Genomic DNA, 18,481 nt, shown 5'->3' on the forward strand with positions numbered 1-18,481 from the left:
CAAGTTAAAGGATTTAAAGGTTAGGAATGCAAGAAATACTCGAAGAAATTATCGACTACCTAAAAGGAATTTGGCTTAAACGTCGATATATTATTATAGCAACATGGCTTATTTGCCCTTTAGGTTGGTATTTTGTTGCTAAAATGCCTAATGTTTATCAGTCTGAAGCAAGAGTGTATGTTGATACTCAATCGCTTTTAAGGCCTCTACTTAAAGGTATCACTGTAGAAAACAATCCTAACACCCAAATTCGATTAATGATCAAAACGCTTTTGAGCCGTCCAAATCTAGAGCGCATATCAAGAATGACAGACTTAGATGTTCAAGCAACAACATCTGAAGAGTACGAAGCCATCCTCAATGGATTGAAAAAAAAGCTGAAAATATCTAAGGGCGGAAGAGAAAATATTTATACTCTATCTATTGAGGACAGAGATCCAAATATTGCTAAAAATATTGTTCAATCAGCATTAACCGTATTTATCGAAAATACTTTAGGTGAAACGCGAAATGATTCTGATAGCGCACAAAAATTCTTAAACGCTCAAATTAAAGATTATGAATTACGTTTATCTGCAGCTGAAGCAAGATTAACCAGCTTCAAACAAAAATACAGTGGTATTTTACCTAATCAATCTGGCGGCTATTACAACAAACTTAATTCGAGTAAGGAAAAGTTAAAAGCCATTGAACTTGAAATTCTTGAAAACAAAACTCGTCTAGAATCAGCAAAGCAACAATTATCACAATCAATCTCTGCAACAGCGCAATCGAGCAGTGATAACAAAATAAAAAGTGATAATGCAATACAAACAACCTTTGATGAAAGAATTAATGAACTAGAAGCCCAGCTTGACATGCTGAAATTGCGCTACACAGACAAGCACCCTGACGTAAGAGAAGTTACTCGTCGTCTCGAATTACTAAAAGAACAACGTACTGATGAGATTGAAAAGTACTTAGCACAAGATACGACAAACCCTAATAACTTAAAGCGTTTGAATGCAAACCCAGTTATTCAAGAGGTTCAAATTCAAGTTAATCAGTTAGAGAATCATATTGCCTCACTTAATGTCAGAGCAGATGATTATCGTCAACGTGTTATTGAATTAGAAAGCAAAATACATACTCTACCCGAAATTGAAGCAGAGTTGGTTGCATTAAACCGTGGCTATAACATCACTAAAGGTAAATACGAAGAGCTTTTATCAAGAAAGGAAACAGCTCAACTAGCCCAGCAAGCAGATGAAACAACAGATAAAATTCAATTTAGAGTGATTGATCCCCCTAGAGCAGCAAATAAACCTTCTGGACCTCCTCGTTATATTTTCTTTGCCATAGTCACTATTTTCGGCGCAGGTGTTGGTATTGCTCTTTCATTAGTCATGAGCCAAATTACCCCGCTGGCTACATCAACATCGCAATTAACCAAAATAACAGGGGTTCCTATCTTTGGAGTAGTGTCTGCAAATGAAAACTTAGGTTTACAAAAGTGGCACCGCAAGAAAACATTGATATTTATTGGCTCAAATTTACTGTTGCTTGCCTTATTATGTGGCTTTATAAGTTACTTTTTATTCCCAGACATTATTCAAGCCCCATTAAAAAGGATTTTTTAAGTCATGAGTACCATTGAAAAAGCCTTGGCTAAACAAAAACTCGCTGAGCAAACCGTTGATAAAGTACAAGAGGTTATTAAACCGACCAACTTAATTAACGATATTCCAGAAAGTACGGCGAGCTTAAATAAAGAAATTATTAGTTTAAATGGTAAAAGGTTAAATGAACGCGGTTTTATTTATAGCCCCGATAGTACACATCATATTCAAGAAGAATTTCGTCATATAAAACGAAAGTTATTAAACAATGCTTTTGGTTTAGCTTCAAAAACATTAACCAACAGCAATTTGATTATGGTGACAAGTTCAAAGCCTAATGAAGGTAAAACTTATGTTGCAATTAATTTAGCGTTAAGTATTGCTCTTGAACAAGATAAAACCGTGCTTTTGGTTGATGCCGACGTATTAAGGCCTAGTCTTCACAGAGAGCTAGAATTTGAAAGTAAAAAAGGCTTATTAGAATATTTGCTTGCAGAAGCCCCTTCAATATCAGACATTATTTACAGCACTAACATTGATAATTTAAAGTTAATTCCTGCTGGTAAACCACACCATTTGACCAATGAATTACTTGCTAGCGAGCGTATGGAAAAATTAGCAAGGGAATTAGCTAGTCGTTACCCTGATCGGATCGTGATATTTGACTGCCCACCAATACTAGGAGTCACAGAAACACCCGTTCTTTCAGATCTTGTAGGGCAAGCGGTAGTGGTAGTAGAAGAGTCTAAAACAAAAACTGATGATGTAAAAAGAGCTGTATCGCAACTCAATGAAGACATGGCCATTGGTCTTGTCATGAATAAGACGATTAGATCTAAAAAGGATGTCTATGGCTATTACGGTTATGGCTACGGTAAAAAGCACCAATAAAATAATACCGACTAGCGCGTTAATATGCTTTTTGTTAACACCTGCTCCCATTTGGGCAGGTGAATGGACTTTTGAGCCAAATATAGGCTTAACAGAAACATATACTAATAACGTTGAATTATCGCCTAATAGCAAGCAATCAAGTTTAGTAAGCCAAGCTTTTATTGGCTTAAATACTGATTATAAATCAAAGTATTTTGACTTTGCATTCAAAGGAACAGAAACCTATGCAGCGTTTAGTCATGACAGTGACATTAACGATGACTTTCAAGAGGCTCAAGTTGATAGCCGGCTTTTTATCGGCGACACTGGCTTACAAATAATAGCCTCTTCTTCTATTGAAAATATAAGCAAAAATGACACTGACAATAGCTTGGCCGATCTAGTCTCTGGCGATACTATTCAGCAGCAACGACATAATGCTGGCTTAGAGTATAATGTCTTTAATACTGACTTTTCTATCACCTCATCTATTACTTATAATATTACTAACACTGAAGATAATATTGGTGAATACGAAGGTTACTCTTTTGATTTAATAACCAAAAATGGTAGAAGTGCGCGTAATGTTTTTTGGCAAGTAGATGCCGAGTTTGATCAAAGAGAAAATAAAGATTTTAATGGTAAAAGTTACTCGATTGAAGCTAAAGTAGGCGCAATTACTTCCTATCGTATTAATCCTTTTATTCGAGCCTATGATGAAGACTTAACAGGTAATATACTGGGCGCGAACAGCAACAATAGCACTCCTTCAATTGGCCCTGGTATTCGGTGGTTACCCACGGATCATTTCTTTATCGATATCGCCTATAATTTTGTCGATGAAAATATCTCTAATTCTGATGACTATGTCTCGACCAGTATAAACTGGAAGCCCTCTGCCCGAACATTTCTCAGTGCTGGTTACAGCCAACGATTTTATGGTGACTCCTATGACTTCAGTTTTTCCCATAAAAATAAACGCCTAACCAACAGAATAACCTATGTAGAAAGTCTTGAAGCCTTTGATAGAAATACCTTTATTGAAACTGATTTAGGGGTATTTTTATGCCCAAGTAGTGATATTGAACTATCCAGCCCTGCTGATTGCTTTGTTACCAATACACCTAATATTCCAGACAGCTATACCTATACGACTTTTACTAGCCTTACTCCTGTGGAGAATAATGAATTTACACTCAATAAAAGGTTAGGCTGGAAGTCAATCTTAGCCTTATCTAGAACTACCTTTACTTTTGACATATCAACTAGAGATAGGGAACCATTAAGCTCTGGTGTTGTAGACAGTTACCTTAATATTTCCTTTGATATTAGTAGAAAGTTTAGCCCTATAAGTACAATAAACTTCAAAACTCGTTATAGCGAAAATATTTATAACAAAAACAATCCTGATGGTGCTGGTCAAAAAGATAAATATAAAGTTTTAACAGCGACTTATAACAGAGAGTTAGCGGATTCAATTTCAAGTTTTATCTCTATACAATTACTAGACAGAGAATCAACCCGAGTTGATCGGAATTATCAAGAAGCGAGAGCTTCACTAAATATAACAAAAGATTTTTAACATGTATGAAAGCTACTATGGATTTAGTGAACGACCGTTTCAACTAAGCCCAGATCCTCGTTTTTTCTTCGCCACAAGCCATCACCAACGAGCACTGTCATATTTACAGTATGGCTTAGACCAAGGTGAAGGGTTTATTGTTATAACTGGCCCTATAGGTACAGGTAAAACAACTATTGCACGTAACCTACTTGCCAATATTGCTGATGAAAATATTGTTGCAGCTCAACTTGTTACAACTAAGCTTTCACCCGATGAGTTGCTTGAACTTGTTGCAGCAGAGTTTAAAATTACCACTGACAGCAATAACAAAGCCGATATTTTACAAAATATTGAGCAGTTTTTAATACAGTTAAATAAGCAAGGAAAAAGGGCGCTTTTACTAGTCGACGAGGCGCAAAATTTGCCTTCAGAAACCGTCGAAGAACTTCGTATGTTATCTAATTTCCAACTAGATAATAAACCGTTAATTCAGAGTTTCTTGCTCGGTCAGGAAGAGTTGAAAGACATTATCTCTGCACCCGATATGGAGCAATTTAGACAACGAATTATTGCATCAGCTCATTTAAAACCGCTAAACGTTGATGAAGTAAAAAGTTACATTAATCACCGCTTAAAGCAAGCAAACTGTAATAAAGAGGCATTATTTTCAGATGATGCATTTCAGCTTATTTTCGAAAAAACACTAGGTGTTCCCAGAAAAATTAATATTTTCGTTGACCGATTATTACTTTTCGGTTTTTTAGAAGAGCTCGACGTTATTACTAATGATGCCATTAATGAAGTGGCCACAGAAATGTCTGTTGAATTAACTGGTTCCTTAGATGGCAAAGAATTAACTAATGAACAAAAAGCGCAACCGTTAATCGTAAACTCAACTGAAAATGTTGAGAATATTAAAAATGTGTTAAGGGAAGTTGAAGAAATACTTGAAACGACCATTCAACAAAAAGTAAAAATGACTCGGTATATTGATAAATTATTGAAACAAAAAAATCGACAATATGCTGAATTGCAAATTGAAGAAAGTGAAAAGAAAACGAAATAAATAAAAAAACCTGAATTATCAGGTTTTTTTTTAACTAACGTTTATTATCTATTGGAGTAATTAGGGCGTGTTGACCGCAATTTCATATTTTTCAATTAATGAATAAAGGGTAGGGCGAGTAATACCAAGTAGTTCAGCTGTTTTAGACATATTACCTTCTGCAAGAGCGTGAGCCTTTTGTATTGCTACCGTTTCAGCTTGCTCTCTCACAGTGCGTAAATTTAATGATAACTCATATTGAGCATCTTCTTGTTCAAAAAAACCTAAATCAAAAGCAGTTACTTGTGAGCCAGTGCTCATAATTACTGAAGATTTGACTTTATTTTGTAATTCTCGAATATTACCTGGCCAGCGATGATTTTTTATCGCCTGCATTGCATCATTAGCAAAAGATTTAATATTACGCTTATATTCTGTCGCGTATTGCTTCAAAAAGAAGTTTGCCAATATGAGTACGTCTTCTTCTCTTTCTCTTAATGGTGGGATATTTAGAGTAATTTCAGTAATACGATAAAATAAATCTTCTCTAAACTCTTTATTCGCTACCATATCTTCTAAATTTTGATTGGTTGCACAGATAACTCGCACATCAACCGGTATTTCTTTACGGCCACCTAATCGTTCAATGACTTTTTCTTGAAGAAAACGTAATAATTTCGCTTGAAGGTTATAGGGCATATCACCAATTTCATCTAAAAATAGTGTTCCGCCTTGTGCACATTCTATTTTACCTAATGTCGTTCGGTGTGCGCCAGTAAATGCCCCTTTTTCAAAACCAAATAATTCACTTTCAAGTAAGTTTTCTGGAATTGAAGCACAGTTAATGGCAATAAATGGCTTTTTACTTCGATTACTTACTTGGTGAATTGCTTTAGCAGTCACTTCTTTACCTGTACCACTTTCTCCCAGTAGCATTGCGGTAATCTCTGTAGGTGCAATACGCTGTACCATCAGCCTTAAACGGTCTATACCTTCGCTACTGCCAATAATGCCGGTATCAGAGCCCATTACCGCTTTTAATGATCGGTTATCATTTTCAATAGTCGCTAAACTAAAAGCTCTTGAAACAATAACGTTAATAACATCAGAATCAACCGGTTTTTGATAGAAATCATAGGCACCCATTTCTATCGCCTTAAGAGCATTACTTCGATCATCATTACCGGTAATAACTATTACTTTAGTGTGTGGTGCTATCGCTAATATTTCTTTAAGTGCCAATAAGCCTTCACTCGCATTGGCAGCATCTGGTGGTAGTCCTAAATCTAGCGTAACAACTTTAGGTTCATGACGTCTAACAGCTGCGATAGCACTTTCTCGTGTATCGGCAAAAACGGTATCGTAGTCTGCTAGGCTCCATTTAAGTTGTTTCTGAACACCTAAATCATCGTCAACAATAAGTAACTTTTCCATTGTTCTTTGCATTTCCTTTAATTTAAATCTTAACTAGAGAGTGTTCGTTTCGACAGGGGATAGTTATCTCAAAAAGACTTCCCTCATTCTCAAAACTATTTACTTTTATCGTACCACCAACACTTTCAATAAACTGCTTTGCTTCATAAACACCAATACCCATACCAGCATTACCTTTTGTGGTGTCAAAAGGCTTAAATAAGCGCTGTTTAATGAATTCTTCTGTCATACCACTGCCATTGTCTTGAATAACAATAACAAGGCTGTTATTTACTTCTGTGCTGCTAATTTTAACCCAACCTTGATCATTTGTCGCTTCTTGCGCATTTTGCAGTAAATGATTGAGAACAGAAGCAAAAGTTTCTCTCTCTATCATTAAGCTTACTTCACTCTCGATTATAACTTGTATTGTGGGTAATTGAATATTGCGTTGAGCAACTACCTGCTTTATCACTTCACTTACATTAATAGATTCTTCTTTAGATTCTAGCACTTGTTTATTGCGTAATTGATCGAGCACTTTATCAAGACGAGATGTTGCTGACTCGATGGTTTCAAATACATCATCGATAAATGCAGGGTTATCTCTATGTCGCTTAGCGTTACTGCTTATTAACCCTAACTGTGCTTGAACATTCTTTAAATCGTGAATTAAAAAAGCAGACATACGGTGAAACGCTTCAAACTGCTTTGATTCTGCTAAACTTTCATTTGCTTCATTTAAAGATACATAGTTGCTAAGCTGTTTCGAAAGAGCAAACAATAAATCTCTATCTTCCCAATTCAATAAACCTTGTTCCGCTGGCAGTGCTAACAAGAAAAAGCCGTACAATGTTTTTCCTGTAAAAATAGGCACAATAATATCGATATGTTGTGTGCGGCAAAATTCCACATCTAACGTCAATTCGGGATAACTCTGTTCAATACTAGCAAACTCTCTTACATCAATTATCCAGCCTTGTTGCTGACAAAAGATATCGACACCTGTTAACTCTGTCAGGTGGCCTTTATCAATAGGTAAATTTTGTTGATACATGCATTGGTAATTGCCTTCAGATTGCTTTTTAATTAGTGCTGCTTTTTTAATATTTAATGAAGAACAAATAATATGTGTTGCCGTATGATAATGATCATCGGGCGTGCCAATTTCTAGTTTTTCTATCGACTTTAACCATTCAATTCGGTAATCATATTTATTAGCAAAAAAATGTTTGGTAATAAAAACTTTAACTTCTCGGCGTAACTTCTCCGTCATTAATAGGGCAGCTAAAACAGTACCTCCTAAAATAACAAACGCAATACTGATGACATCGCCCCAGGCACCACCAAAATAGTTTATGAGATATCCTGCAACAGCAAGCAGTAATAAATACAAACCAGAAATAAGTAGCATTGAGCTATAAAAAACCACCTCTCTAGAGACAAAAACATTAACCGACCAATCTTTAATGCGACGTGTACTAATTAAAATCAACGGCATTGCTATGGTGGCAATATACCCTCGAGCATACCAATATGAGAAGTCTAATTGATTAACCATCGCGGCTTGCGCAAATAAAACAAAATCAAAAACAGTAATAATGCCAAGACCTATAATCAATGACCACAACGCCCATTTAGCCTTTACATCTGCATTTCGATACAGTTGCTCCAACAGCACTAAAAGCCATAAATTAAGTAGTAAGAATAATGAGAATAAATATTTTCCACCGTTGCTGGCAATAAAAGTCATTAACCAGCATGCAATAGAGAGCGATATCGAAACAATTAAGTATTTTTGAATATGATGATCGGCAAATAGTTTTCTAACGGTCGAAATATTATTTTGTGTACAGATAATTAAAACAGACCACGTCATCACTTTAAATGTTTCTAAGCTAAGAACAACCATTAGTGAAAAACCTTGCTTTGACTGAAGAGCAGCAGTGAGTGACGAGGCAAATAACAGAGTGCTTGATATAAAAAGTAACTTTCCCGTTAATGTGTGATTACGGGCGGCGAGTATTAATAAAATAAAAATAAAGTAGGCAAAGGCTGATATTAAAAAACCTGTCGAACCAATGACTTCCATTGTTATTTATCCTAGGGCGAGTTGAACTTTATTGAAGGTAATTTGTACTCTAAAGTTCTAATACTATATTTCAGACATTATACTTAAGCCATAATGTTTTACGAGTAACATTAACAAATATTCGACAAGTTATGTTGATTTTTTAGTAAATAACTCCGTTAGTATTGGTACTAACAAAAAACTAGATAAGGCAGAAACACATAAGCCAGAAATTAGCACAACACCTAATGGTTGCCATAACGCACCGCCAAATAATGTCAGGGGAATTAACCCGCCAATGGTGGTCAATGTTGTGAGTAGAATAGGCGTAAAGCGATGACTACTTGCTTGTAAAATTGCTGACGATTTATCGAGACCTTGCTGCATGTTTGCATTAGCCGAATCAATCAAAATAATGGCATTGTTTACCACAATACCAAATAAACTAATTAAACCCACAAATGCCATCATCGAAAAAGATAAACCCGTTAAATAAAGCCCGATAACAGAACCCGCCATAGCAAAAGGGATAGAGCTAAAAATAATCATCGGTTGTAATATTGAACTAAACTGCAGCACTAACACCGCAAATATACCAATAGCGGTTATTAACATAATCTTGGTTAACCCTGCAAAAGAGTCTTGTCTTGATTCTTCTTCCCCACCTAAAGAAAAATACATACCTTCAGGTAAACCATATTCTTTCAAATAAGACACTAAATGTTGAGTGACTTCGCTAATAGCATAACCTTGTTCAACATCTGCAGAGACTTTAGCCATACGAAGTTTTTGATAATGGAAAAAGTCAGTATCACCTTTTTTTAAGGTTATATTCGCCACGTGTGTTAGTGGAATTGAATCCCCTAATTTATTGAGTATTTCAATCGCAGATAACCCTTCAACACTCGGATTTTTTTTTCGCACCACAATAGAATAATCTTCACCATTATCATCATTATAAATACCTACATGTGTACCTGAGAGCAGCGTTTTAATGGTGTTGTCTAGCAAGTGAATATCTAAATGGCTACGAGCCGCTTTTTCATAATCGATGTCTAATGTTAACTCTGTGTTGGCTAATCCTATAGGGTTATCAATATTAACCACCCCTTGAGTTGCTTTCATTTTAGCGGCTAAATCATTCGCGACACGTTCAAGATCATCGAGAGATTCGCTCATTAACCGAATCGCAATAGGTTGGTCAGTCACCGGACCTTGAGTAAACTCTTTAACAGTGATCTTTGCTTGAGGCCAAAGAGAAAAATCTTTACGAAGGGATTTAACCAACTGGCTTACTTGATTAGCTTTGTATTCTTTGAGTATAACTAACGCTTGCCCTAAATGTGCCATACCGCGTTTAGGTATTTCATTATAATAAATTCGAGGGTTAGAGTTTCCAACATTCAATGCAACTTCTGCAACCAGTTCATAAGTTTTTAAATGTCGACTTACTTGCTGCATAACTTTATCAGTAAAAACTAAAGAAGAATTAGCTGGCGTAGCGACATCTACTAAAATCATAGGCTTTTCTGCTTTGGGAAATAAACTAACGCCTACTTGTTGAAATAGCGACAGCATGGCAACTAAAGCCATTATTGATATAACAATGAACATGAAACGAAAGCGCATCAATTTAGATAACACTCTGACATAAACGTTTTCAGCAAAAAAGTTCACAAAATGTTGTAAGGGTTTAAATGTAAATCCTTTATCAGAAGAGGGCACATCGCTAGAAAATAGTTTACTTGCCAGTAATGGCGTTACCGTAAGAGCAATAAGTAAAGAAGCTAACAAGACCAACACAACTGTGACAGGCATAGAGCGGATAAAGTCACCAGTACTACTAGAAAGCATTAGCATAGGCAAAAATGCCAACATAGTCGTTACAGTGCCACTAGAAACAGCCCAAGCGACTTTACTGGTTCCTTGAATAGAAGCTTGTTTACTATCTGTTGTTTTTACCTTTTCTCGATGAATACTCTCTGTAACTACAATAGCGTTATCTACTAACAAGCCTAAGGCGATAATTAATCCCACAATAGACATTTGTTGTAGACCATAACCCGCAAAGTCCAACCAACCTATTGCTACCAGAAACGACAAAGGAATCGCAATAATAACGACTAATGATTCTTTTAAACCAAGAAACAGTAATGCCATTATCCCGACAATGACTAAACCTTGTATCAAGTTATCAAAAAAACCATCCACTCTAACGGTGACACTATCACTTTGCTGAAATAACTTAGCTACCTTAATATCAGTGGTTAAGTTACTTTTAAAGTGTTCTATTTCCTGATTGATATTTGTCGTTAAATTAAAAATATTTGTTCGTTCGCGTTGCTCAACCGTAATAAAAATAACCGGTTTTTCATCATAATAAGCTAGATAACTTGGCAGTGAACTAGCAAAACTAACGTTAGCAACATCTTGTATACGAATAGTCCCCGTACTTTCGCCTTTATTTTGACTCGTTTTGATAACTGTATTGTTAATGTCTTCAAGTTGAGTAAAGTTGCCGCTCGCTTTTACATTGAATCGTCGACTACTTGCATCTACATAGCCAGGAGTAATATTTAATGCCCGCCCTGATAAGGTTTGATTAATATCGGTAACCGCTATTCCGTATTGCTTTAATAAATTTATATCAACATCAATCGCGACAATCTGTCTAGGGTAGCCCCATATTTCTGCTTTTCTAACACCCGATATTGTTTCAAGTCGCTTAGCCAAAAGTTCAGCATTAAGTTCCATTGTTTTATAGTCTGTTGGCTCAGTCCATAAAGCTAACTGCATAATAGCAACACTCGTAGGAGTCGCTTTTAATACTAATAAACTTTCTATACCACTAGGTAATGAGGGCTTAATGGTAGAAACAGCCTGCTTTACTTTGTTAAATGCCGCTTCAGCATCAGTACCGTAAAGAAACTCTATTGTGATCCTGACAGAGCCATTATGAATAACTGACTCAATCTTCTTAATACTTTCAATTTCACCAATTTCACGCTCCAGCGGATCAACCACCAGTGTTTCAACATCGTTTGGTGATGCACCAGGATAAACGATTTCAATAATAGTAATTGGCAAGTCAAATTGAGGATCTTCAGAACGAGGCATATTCACGTAAGATACAATGCCAATTAATAACAACAATAACGTTATTGTTAAGGTAAATTGCTTATTTGCTAGAGCGACTTGAGACAACTTCATGCTAATTGCTCTCTGCAAATGCTATTGGTTTAATGGTTAAACCTTGCCATCCTTGTGTAATTACATTTATTGCGGGGTCATTGGCGCTAGCCGCTAGAAAAATAAAGTCATTCGTTAGTTTTTCTATATAAAAAGATTTATGGTATATTTCTTCTGCTTTTTTTAATGCTATTAACGCTTTACCTTGTTTATTTACTTTATTTAATGCTGATACAGGAAGCATATAAACTAACTGTTCACTAGTACTGGTAATTAACACTTCGACTAAATTACCAACAGCCATTTCTTTCATGTTATTTATATCTGGTATTAAGACTTCAACAATAAACAAGTGACTTTGTGGATCAGCCATTGCTGGCATTTTGCTAATAACCCCTGTTATAAAGCCTTGAGCGCCCAAGTTAACCATTGCCCTTTGGTTTAACTTCACCGTAGCTATTTCTTTTGATGTTAACGCAAGCTTAACTATGAGATTATTTGAGCTAGCAGCCACAGTTAACGCTGTTTTTTGTGGTGATTGTAACTCACCTAGCTCACTGCTTCTGGTTAAAACAACACCATCAAATGGCGCAATTAATTGCGCTTTCTCTAAATGATAATAAGCAACTTTGTAGTCAGCTCTTAATGTTTCGACTTGAGTTTTAGCTATATCTAACTCTTTTTCTGAGCTCAATTTTTTTGATAACAGTGACTCTACCCTTTGAACTTCACGCTTAGCTTGCAGTAACCTTGCATAGGTTGCATTCTTTTGTTGATTCAACTCAGTGACATCTAAAGTTGCTAATACATCACCTTGTTTAAAATATTCACCCTCATCTATATTAATCGTACTTAAATAACCGCTACTTTTGAAAGAGAGTTTTAGCATACGCTTATATGCTACTTTACCCGTTTTTTGTAAGGTATTTTCCAGGAAGGTAGCTTCAATAACCGCAACCTGATAATCAGGCTCAGCGCCATTGACACTTAAAGGATTTATGAAGAGAGCAATACTAAAAAAATAGAAAAAAAGTCCCTTAATTCGACAGTAATCGTCTTTCATTTTTTAATAGCTTGATGGTTTTATTAACAATGTATTAATAACTTTAGGCATTTTTTTCTATAAAGTACATTTTTCATTCGCATAATAAGCGTTAAGTAATTATTTATTGAGAAAGTAACAGATGCCCTAGACAATATAAGTGATTAGCTATAGTATTTGCGCGATTTTGTTAACTTAAAACATCGATAAATTACATCAACAAAATATCAAATATCCACCCTTAGCTCAGCTGGATAGAGCGCGCCCCTCCGGAAGGGGAGATACCTTAGAAAGGGTATTGGGAAATAATGGATATTTAACAGACTTACTTTAGTTAATTAAAGCAAGTTTAGTTGGTAGTTGCTTACACCATAAGCATCGTAAATATTGACCACCCGTAGCTCAGCTGGATAGAGCGTACGCCTCCGGAGCGTAAGGCCACAGGTTCGACTCCTGTCGGGTGGGCCATCACCTTCTTTTAGTCCTCGGGACAATTTCGGGACACTCAGAATTTTTTGAGCGTCTCATTTGTTAAAACGAGGAAGCACAATGATTTATTTCATATCAAACTGGTACGTACCCGTTCATTTCGATCTTTGGGGGAACTTTGACAAGTTTTTCACCCAAGTTTTGAATCCATATATTTGCAATGATGTTTTGAGTCAGTTTTACATGCGAAAAGGAGAATGACATGGCGACTATAGCAAAACGCGAAAGTGGTAGATGGCAAGCTAAGATACGACGTAAAGGCTATCGTGCTCAAAGCAAGACTTTTACTACAAAGGCAGCGGCTCAGAAATGGATTAGAGAGATCGAAACTAAAATGGATCAATCTACGTTCAAATCTACTGAAGCCGCTGAAAAGCAAATGATGGATGACGCATTTGAGAATTACTTCATAGAAAAGTTAACAAAAAAGAAGTCAGCTAAAAATATCAGATATAAAATTAACCACCTTAAAAAAGTTTTTGCAGGGTTGTCGTTGCTTGATGTCAATATTCAGATAATTAGAGAATTCAAAGCTTACCGACTTGAGCAGGTAAAGGGAGATACCGTTAGAAAAGAGATGTCCCTCATTCAACGAATGTTTACCTATGCAATGAATGAATGGCAAATATATTTGCCCAACGGAAATCCAGTTTCACCAGTATCCTTCCCTGCAAAGGGTAAACAAAGAGATCGACGTTTTAACGAAGGAGAAGAAGAACGTCTATTGTCTCATGCCAAAAAGTACCAAGGAATCATTCATGATCTTATTGTATTAGCTGTTGAAGCCGGAATGCGTCGTGGTGAAATGGTGAATTCTCGCGATGAGAAAGAAATTGAAAAGCATGGATATGCTTGCATGTGTTGGGAAAACTTCAATGTAAATAACTCAACAATATTTCTGGAAGATACCAAAAATGGTGAAAGTCGTACCGTTCCATTGTCCTCAAGAGCAAAACAAATAATTCTCGAGCAACCTCGTAAGTTGCAAGGGCCAATATTTGAAATTCGCGGAGACTCAGTTGGCCAAGCATTTAGACGAGTAACTAAGCGTGCTGGCATTGAAAATTTGAGATTTCATGATCTTCGTCATGAAGCAACTAGCAGACTGTTTGAGAAGGGTTTACAAATGATGGAAGTTTCAGCTATCACAGGTCACAAGGATCTAGCAAGCCTGAAACGATACACTCACCTTCGACCTGAAGACTTGGCTAAAAAATTGGCCTAAACTAAAACATAATCAGCGCTCTAACACTCTAACACTCTAAAAAATTATCAAACATAGAGAGTTAGAGTCTTAGAGCGCCGTAAAAATTTAAGCTGCTTTCGTTTCAGATTTAGTTTTCTTCAACGACAACATTGTTCTAACCAGAGCATCCGCAATTTCATTAATAACATTTACACACACTGAATTACCAAATTGTTTGTATATTTGGCCTTGAGACACCGCATCTACGATAAATTCTTCTGGAAAACCTTGCAGCCTCGCACATTCTCGTGGTGTTAATTTTCTGGGACGCTTATTTAAATCAGATTGATCAAGTAAGATCTCTGAGCCGTCTTTGTAATACCTAGTACTGTAAAGTTCATTGTTTTTACATAGACCCTATCGAAGTATTGATTAAATTTGTCTCGCATAGCCACCTCAGCCTGCTTAGTGAAGATCTATTACAAACTGCAAACTTAATAAGTAAAAGACAATCTAAGTGAGACAATCACTTTAAGCATAGTGAACAATTGAGCAGGTATAGATAGGCTTTAACACACTAAAGCCTTTCTCCCACCTTCTTATGTTAATACTCTCGAAATCTATTTCTTCTAAAAAAGAAAACTGGCACACATAAATTCGATATATATTCATAGTGTATGACAACGAGGAAGAGATGATGAATTTATCCCACAAAGAAAACGACCAAAAAATGGTACCTAAAAAGCTGAGCCAAAAATATTCAAAAATCTGGACCATGAATTTGGTAGGGTTTTTTATGGATATAGATAAAAAGTTAAAAGGTAAGTCAAATGATAGTCGCCAAGAAATATTCTGGCTGTTGGCTTACCTAGATGACCCCCAAAATAATGCGTGGGTATCTTTTGCGAGAATTTGGCTCGATATCGGGTATAGAGATAATTTGTTGAAATTATTTTTCGCAAACGACCCTAGATCAGAAAAATTTGTCAACGAGCGAATTCAAGAGCTAATTACTCATCACTACTTTTTTACAAATCCACCTAGAAACCCCGATTCAAACTAGCGAAACGGTATTAAAACCCGTTAAAAAGGAGATAGGTAAATGACCAATAAGAATTCAGTTTCCGCTAGGTGCAGGTACTACAAATATCCAGCGGCTTTAGCTGTGCTTGATCATGCTGATGGAGGACGCCATGGTTTTACTAACTCTAATAACGTCCATTGGGAACATTCTGATAATAATTACTCCTACTATTTTCACGACGCTGATTCATGCACAGAAGCTTTAGAACTAATGATGCAAAAGCACAAGGAAGTCACAGGTAAAAAAGTCCGCATTGATAATAATGTACTGTTTGAACACGTATTGTGCTTCAGTGAAGAGCACTATTTATTTCTTGAAAAAAAAATACGGCGTAGAAAAAATAAAAGAAGCAATGAGCGTTCTATTAAAACGTTATTGCCAAGTAATTAAATCTGAATGGGGGTTCGAGCCGCTGGGCTTCGATTTTCACGTAGACGAAGGCAGGTACGAAAGTCCTATCATGAAAGAAAGTAACTCTTTCCAAAATTCATTTTATTGCGAAAACGAAAGCAAAATTGATGCTTTTAGCGATGGTTTATTTATTCGGAATATTCACTGCCATGTTCAATTCATAAATTTCGATTTTGTTAATAAAATAGCACCGCTTCGACACCTCATGTCGAAAGGTAAAAATGCTGTAGGAAAAACAAAACAGTTAAACCCCAATTTTGAAAAAATCCAAGATATTGCTTTTAGCACCTTTAAACGTCTAGGGTTCGAGCGAGGAGAGTCAAAAAATATTACAGGCCGTAAACACCTGAAAAAAGAGGAATTCGTAAAGCAAAATATCAGCAATCTTGAAGTAAAAGCTATTAAGCTAGCCCAACAAAATGACAGCTTAATTAAGGACTTTGAGATTAAGAAAAAAATGTTCGAAAGTGCTAGTTCGCAAGTCACATCGCTACAAAAAAGACTATGCTCTCTCAGGGAACAAATACGCGAACTAGATGCTTTGAAAAATGACATGCTGGAAGCAATTAATAACTGTTCTGAGCAAGCCCTAAAAGACATAGCAACAAGAACATTGGACTCCACGTCAGACATTTCTATAACTTGGAACAGACTCTAAAGCTCTATCTTTATAGGTTTACAATAGATGTAGAAAGCCATTTACCAAGCTCTAAACTGTTATGGTGTGATTACCAAGGGGAAACTGACGGTATAATTACCGAGCGACTTTGACGTAGTCACATTAATTGTAATAGCTCATATCTGATCTGATACTTTTCAATTTTGGATTTGACCGTAAGCGTCTGGGTAACTACGTCTAGCCTTGCTTGATATTCCAAGGTAGCAGGTATTCAAGGCTATCAGGCTTTTTAGCAAGCTCGTCAAGGCAGGTTTGCAAATAGCTGTCTACCAGCAAGCCATTAGCTCTGGCAGTTTCAATAAAGCTGTAGAGGATGGCACTCGCGGTTGCACCGCGAGCGGTGTTTGAGAACAACCAGTTTTTGCGCCCAATGACGAACGGTTTCACGGCCCGCTCTGCACGATTATTATCGATGTTAATACGGCCATCGCTGAGGTAGGTTTCGAGTTTATGCGCTTGATTGTGCCAGTAGGTAATGGCTTCACCTAGTTTGCTTTTGGGCGGTATCTTCTCTTTATTTTCCTTAACCCACTGGTGGATTTTATCTATCAGGGGGTTTGATTTTTCTTGTCTTGCCTGATATTTTTCAGCAACACTTTTTGTTTTTATATTCGCTTCGATACCATAGAGTTTGCCAATTAAGCTCAGTATCACATCGGCTTTGCCAGTCTTCGATTTACCTTGCGCTGTCTTAGCCTCAATAAATTTACGACGGGCATGTGCTATGCAGCCAGCCAATATCGCTGAGGTTTTTTCGTAAGCAATGTAGCCATCAACTTGTAAGTAATTGGTGTAGCCGTTAAGAAATGAGATAGGGCATTGTGCTGCGCGGCTGTTTTGGTAGTCAAACAAGACGATGTTTCGCATCTTATTGCTGCTAGGCTTATCCTCTCCACAGCAATAAATCCACATGTAGCTTGTCGACTTTTCTTCATTGATGACTTTTAACGGGGTTTCATCAGCATGAATAACGCCTTGCTTAAGCAAGTGCGTTTTTAATTCGTCATACAATGGCGCAAGTAGTTCACTGCAACGGATTAACCAATCCGACATGGTTTGACGACTTAAGCTGATACCATAATCGTTAAATATTTGCTCTTGTCGATACAGAGGTAAACCATACTGGTATTTGCCGGTGATAAGCTGACTAAGTAAGCTCGCCGTTGCGATCCCCTTAGGGATAGGGGCTGGCGGCATCGGTGCGATTTTTACTTGGGTAGTCGTTCCGCTTTGCTCACACTGCTGACAAGCATATTTGGGGCGTATCGTTTCAATGACTTTTATATGGGCGGGAACGAATTCTAGTTTTTCACTGCGTGTTTCGCCGATTTTATGTAACTTGCTGCGGCAACAACCACAGACTTGTTCATCAGTCGACAAGTCGATGGTTATCACTTTACGTGGTAATTCTTTAGGTAGCGGCTTGCGCTTAGGCTGGCGTTTAACGGGTGTTGCTGGCTTGTCATCAACTTCGACTAATAACGCTTTATCCGCTTCATCTAAGATTTCTTCAGCTTCGTTGAAGGTTTCACCTGCACCGGGTAACTTTTCTGAGCTTTTGCCAAATTGCTTGCGCTTAGCAAGTTCGTAACGCTCAATCAACTGATTGATTTGCTGGGCTTGCTCTGTAATGAGGTCATCTTTTTGCGCTAACTCTCTATCTTTTTCAGCCACGGCTTGCTGCAACTCAAGCAGCATTTGCTTGAGTTGTTCTGGGTCGTCAGGCAAGGAGTTAGCATCAATTTTCATGCCCTAAGTGTAACAAATTTTTTACTGGCTATCTGCTCTCAAGATCAAATGATATAAGACCTTGCGTACACGATCGTTGACCGTCAAT

At 36.9% G+C, this 18,481-nt stretch carries 14 protein-coding genes and 1 tRNA gene; 9 read left to right on the forward strand and 6 right to left on the reverse strand.

Annotation, left to right across the window (positions count from 1 at the left end):
- Positions 1 to 26 precede the first annotated feature (26 nt).
- Genes D1094_RS09030 through D1094_RS09045 form a run of 4 tightly spaced genes read left to right on the forward strand, consistent with a single transcriptional unit; the run spans position 27 to position 5,101 of the window.
- Positions 27 to 1,619, forward strand: a complete 1,593-nt coding sequence (locus D1094_RS09030; RefSeq protein ID WP_118959765.1) for an XrtA system polysaccharide chain length determinant — start codon at positions 27 to 29, stop codon at positions 1,617 to 1,619.
- A 3-nt stretch (positions 1,620 to 1,622) separates the two neighbouring features.
- Positions 1,623 to 2,489, forward strand: coding sequence for an XrtA-associated tyrosine autokinase (locus D1094_RS09035; RefSeq protein ID WP_118959766.1), 867 nt, complete (start codon positions 1,623 to 1,625; stop codon positions 2,487 to 2,489).
- Complete coding sequence (locus D1094_RS09040; protein WP_182440139.1) at positions 2,449 to 4,053, forward strand: TIGR03016 family PEP-CTERM system-associated outer membrane protein; 1,605 nt, start codon at positions 2,449 to 2,451, stop codon at positions 4,051 to 4,053. Before D1094_RS09035 ends, D1094_RS09040 begins: the two co-directional genes overlap by 41 nt.
- A 1-nt stretch (position 4,054) precedes the next feature.
- On the forward strand, positions 4,055 to 5,101 hold the full coding sequence (locus D1094_RS09045) for an XrtA/PEP-CTERM system-associated ATPase (protein WP_118959768.1): 1,047 nt from the start codon (positions 4,055 to 4,057) through the stop codon (positions 5,099 to 5,101).
- A 60-nt stretch (positions 5,102 to 5,161) separates the two neighbouring features.
- Here the strand turns inward: D1094_RS09045 and prsR are convergent, their stop codons facing one another.
- The 4 genes from prsR to D1094_RS09065 all read right to left on the reverse strand — a co-directional run bounded on the left by prsR (position 5,162) and on the right by D1094_RS09065 (position 12,816).
- A complete protein-coding gene (prsR, locus tag D1094_RS09050; protein ID WP_118959769.1) occupies positions 5,162 to 6,514 on the reverse strand; it encodes a PEP-CTERM-box response regulator transcription factor in 1,353 nt (450 codons plus the stop codon).
- A gap of 22 nt (positions 6,515 to 6,536) precedes the next feature.
- Positions 6,537 to 8,585, reverse strand: a complete 2,049-nt coding sequence (gene prsK, locus D1094_RS09055) for an XrtA/PEP-CTERM system histidine kinase PrsK (RefSeq protein ID WP_118959770.1) — start codon at positions 8,583 to 8,585, stop codon at positions 6,537 to 6,539.
- Between the two features lie 129 nt (positions 8,586 to 8,714).
- Complete coding sequence (locus tag D1094_RS09060) at positions 8,715 to 11,774, reverse strand: efflux RND transporter permease subunit (RefSeq protein WP_118959771.1); 3,060 nt, start codon at positions 11,772 to 11,774, stop codon at positions 8,715 to 8,717.
- Position 11,775: 1 nt separating this feature from the next.
- Positions 11,776 to 12,816: an efflux RND transporter periplasmic adaptor subunit gene (locus D1094_RS09065; protein ID WP_118959772.1), complete on the reverse strand. Its 1,041-nt coding sequence runs from the start codon at positions 12,814 to 12,816 to the stop codon at positions 11,776 to 11,778.
- A 370-nt stretch (positions 12,817 to 13,186) separates the two neighbouring features.
- Between D1094_RS09065 and D1094_RS09070 the strand changes: the two genes are divergently transcribed.
- A tRNA-Arg gene (locus D1094_RS09070) sits at positions 13,187 to 13,263 on the forward strand.
- Positions 13,264 to 13,486: 223 nt separating this feature from the next.
- The gene (locus D1094_RS09075; protein WP_118959773.1) at positions 13,487 to 14,509 is read left to right on the forward strand and encodes a site-specific integrase; all 1,023 of its coding nucleotides are present in this window, start codon (positions 13,487 to 13,489) and stop codon (positions 14,507 to 14,509) included.
- Between the two features lie 87 nt (positions 14,510 to 14,596).
- Here the strand turns inward: D1094_RS09075 and D1094_RS09080 are convergent, their stop codons facing one another.
- Positions 14,597 to 14,830: a DNA cytosine methyltransferase gene (locus D1094_RS09080; protein WP_259337894.1), complete on the reverse strand. Its 234-nt coding sequence runs from the start codon at positions 14,828 to 14,830 to the stop codon at positions 14,597 to 14,599.
- Positions 14,831 to 15,167: 337 nt separating this feature from the next.
- Between D1094_RS09080 and D1094_RS09085 the strand changes: the two genes are divergently transcribed.
- From D1094_RS09085 to D1094_RS09095, 3 genes are read left to right on the forward strand one after another with little or no spacing between them, the layout of a single operon-like run.
- Entirely contained in the window at positions 15,168 to 15,533 is a 366-nt protein-coding gene (locus tag D1094_RS09085; RefSeq protein ID WP_118959774.1) for a hypothetical protein, read from the forward strand.
- 39 nt (positions 15,534 to 15,572) lie between these two features.
- Positions 15,573 to 15,944, forward strand: a complete 372-nt coding sequence (locus tag D1094_RS09090) for a hypothetical protein (protein WP_118959775.1) — start codon at positions 15,573 to 15,575, stop codon at positions 15,942 to 15,944.
- The gene (locus tag D1094_RS09095) at positions 15,868 to 16,623 is read left to right on the forward strand and encodes a hypothetical protein (protein ID WP_182440140.1); all 756 of its coding nucleotides are present in this window, start codon (positions 15,868 to 15,870) and stop codon (positions 16,621 to 16,623) included. The genes D1094_RS09090 and D1094_RS09095 overlap by 77 nt, the downstream gene beginning before the upstream one ends.
- 198 nt (positions 16,624 to 16,821) lie before the next feature.
- On the opposite strand, the gene tnpC is transcribed toward D1094_RS09095, so the two are convergent.
- Positions 16,822 to 18,393 carry an IS66 family transposase gene (tnpC, locus tag D1094_RS09100; RefSeq protein WP_118959777.1) on the reverse strand — a complete coding sequence of 524 codons (1,572 nt, stop codon included), beginning with the start codon at positions 18,391 to 18,393 and terminating at the stop codon, positions 16,822 to 16,824.
- Positions 18,394 to 18,481: the final 88 nt, after the last annotated feature.

Origin of the sequence: Colwellia sp. RSH04 (assembly GCF_003545765.1) — a bacterium.
In the GTDB taxonomy this organism is placed as follows: Bacteria; Pseudomonadota; Gammaproteobacteria; order Enterobacterales; family Alteromonadaceae; genus Colwellia.